This window comes from Propionivibrio sp., from assembly GCF_049316945.1.
In the GTDB taxonomy this organism is placed as follows: Bacteria; Pseudomonadota; Gammaproteobacteria; order Burkholderiales; family Rhodocyclaceae; genus Propionivibrio.
This window is the reverse complement of the sequence record NZ_JBMOJE010000325.1, coordinates 1-2,309: the sequence shown is the minus strand read 5'-3', so window position 1 is coordinate 2,309 and position 2,309 is coordinate 1. Positions and strand designations below refer to the sequence as shown.

Below are 2,309 nucleotides of genomic sequence, written 5' to 3'. Positions count from 1 at the left end.
GGTTGGGCAAGCGGTAGTTGTAGCCGACCTCGTCGTGCACAAACTCAAACGGGTGCGGAACCTTGGCGGTGGTTGTCAGATGTTTGGCATGGGCGGCCAGTGCGGCATCATCGGTGATGATCATGCCGCCACCACCCGTGGTGATAACTTTGTTTCCGTTGAAGCTGAGCGTGGCCAATTTACCATAGGTGCCTGTGTGGCGCGTGCCCACATAGCTGCCCAGCGATTCTGCCGCGTCTTCTACGACCGCAATGCCGCATTCTTCGCAGATACTGACGATTTCTTCGATGCGGCAAGGGAGGCCAAACGTGTGCATGGGCACACACGCGGTCAGGCGCCGACCTGTTGACTTATTAAAAGCGCGACCGTGACGTATCTCGGCGTGGCTCGCCAAAAACTGCCGTAGTGCTGCAGGACTCAAGCCCCATGTGTCGCGATCTACGTCCACAAACACCGGGTGCGCGCCGGCATAACTGAGCGCATTGCAAGTAGCGATGAAGGTCAGGGCCTGCGTAATCACTTCGTCATCGCGCTCTACCCCCACCAGTTGCAAAGCCACATGCAGCGCCGCTGTGCCGTTAACCGTGGCTACCGCATATTTGGCGCCGGTAAAAGCGGCAATCTGTTGCTCAAATTCGGTAACCTTGGCACCCACTGATGACACAAAGTTAGAGTCAATGCAGTCACTCAGGTACTGTTTTTCGTTACCTTCAAAGACGGGGCGGTGCAGAGTAACAGAATCCCCACCATATATTTTCCGAATGAAGTCCACGATGTGTGGAAAGGCACTTTGATGCGAACTCATCTTCATCCTTCAAATGTCATTGAAAATCCTGGCAAACTTGCCGACTCCAACGGGCAGAGACAAGTAATCCCGGTAAAAGGATTGCGCCCTTGCCCCCATTGCCTGGCGCTCATCGTTACTGAGCTGTTGAAGGGCTTCAATTGCCAATACCAAAGATTCAGAATTTTCCGACTCGGCCACCAAACCACCACCTGACTGCAACACCAGATCGGCTGCGTCGCCGTCCACTGCCATCAACAAAGGTTTACCAACCGCCATGTACGCCTGTGTTTTAGAAGGAATAGTGATTTGAAATAGTGGGTCTTTGCGTAAATGCACCAACAAGACGTCGGCAGCGTGCAGCAGGGTGCCCACTTCAGCCATGGGCACTGGCGGCACAAAAACAATGTTGTTCAGCTTTAACTCTGTAGCGCGAGCTTTTAGCCGATCCACTTCTACACCGCCGCCAATCATGACGAAACAAACTTGTGAAGCCCGGGTTTGCAGCACCGTGGCAGCATCCAGCACAGCATCCAAGGCTTGCGCTTTACCCATGTTGCCTGCAAACACAATGCGAAACTTGTCCGACCCCGGAAACGCCGAGGGCAATTGCCCAGATGGCGTTTCCAATGCCTTTTCGTCGGCCCAGTTGTAGATCACTTCCAATTTTTCAGAAAGTACACCACGCTCCACCAATAATCGCTTAAAACCCGGCGAGAGCACTACAACCCGGTCGACATGGCGGTAAACCCAGCTACAAACTGCTGCAACCCGGTTCAAGGTCTTTGGGTTTTTGACCATTCCGGTTGCACGCAGGGTGTCAGGCCACATGTCCTGAATGTCGAGCACGACCGGGATGCCCCTGAAAAACCGCATAAACGCAGCACTTAAGCCCACAGTAAGCGGCGGTTGGTAGGCATAAATAACATCGGCGCGCTTTGCCATAAACAGCCCATAAAACAAGGCTGATGCTGCGAAGCTGGCGTAATTCAATACCCGTTTAATGGCGGATTGGTCGTGGTTGGGGTACAGCGCCACGCGGGTAATGTGCACGCCATCCACAATTTCGCGCTGCAACCATTTGATCTTGTAGCCGGGATAAACCTTGCCGCCAGGGTAATTTGGAAAGCCGGTCAACACCTCCACGTCAAAACCCTGGCGCTTTAATTCGCGAGCAAATACCTGGCCTTTGAACGTAGGCTCGGGGTCAAACCACTGTGTCAGCAGCAATACTCGTTTGGTCACGGGGCTAATACTTCTTCCACACCACACGATTTACGTAATCGGTATAACTGTGGATGATGCGCAGCACCTTGTCAGACACATTTGGCATGCTGTAGTCTGAAACCGGATGAATGCCGTGCGGGTTGGTGCGGTCTGCACCACGCGGTTGCTTAGCCAAAATACCCAGCCCTTGGCGCACGCGTTCTACCTCAAAGCCCACCAGCATCACGGCAGCTTCTTCCATGCCCTCAGGTCGCTCATGCGCCTCACGTAGGTTGAGCGCCGGAAAGTTTAGGATGGA

The 2,309-nt window shown here is 53.7% G+C and carries 3 protein-coding genes; all 3 read right to left on the bottom strand.

Annotated elements, in window-relative coordinates; all coding sequences use genetic code 11:
• The coding region (locus ACOYNV_RS27625) for an aminotransferase class I/II-fold pyridoxal phosphate-dependent enzyme (protein ID WP_422903031.1) at positions 1-805 on the bottom strand (805 nt) is incomplete at its 3' end.
• Between the two features lie 9 nt (positions 806-814).
• On the bottom strand, positions 815-2,029 hold the full coding sequence (locus ACOYNV_RS27620; RefSeq protein ID WP_422903030.1) for a glycosyltransferase family 4 protein: 1,215 nt from the start codon (positions 2,027-2,029) through the stop codon (positions 815-817).
• A 4-nt stretch (positions 2,030-2,033) separates the two neighbouring features.
• Positions 2,034-2,309, bottom strand: a 276-nt coding sequence (locus ACOYNV_RS27615) for a UDP-N-acetylglucosamine 2-epimerase (protein WP_422903029.1), incomplete at its 5' end; no start/stop codon positions are given.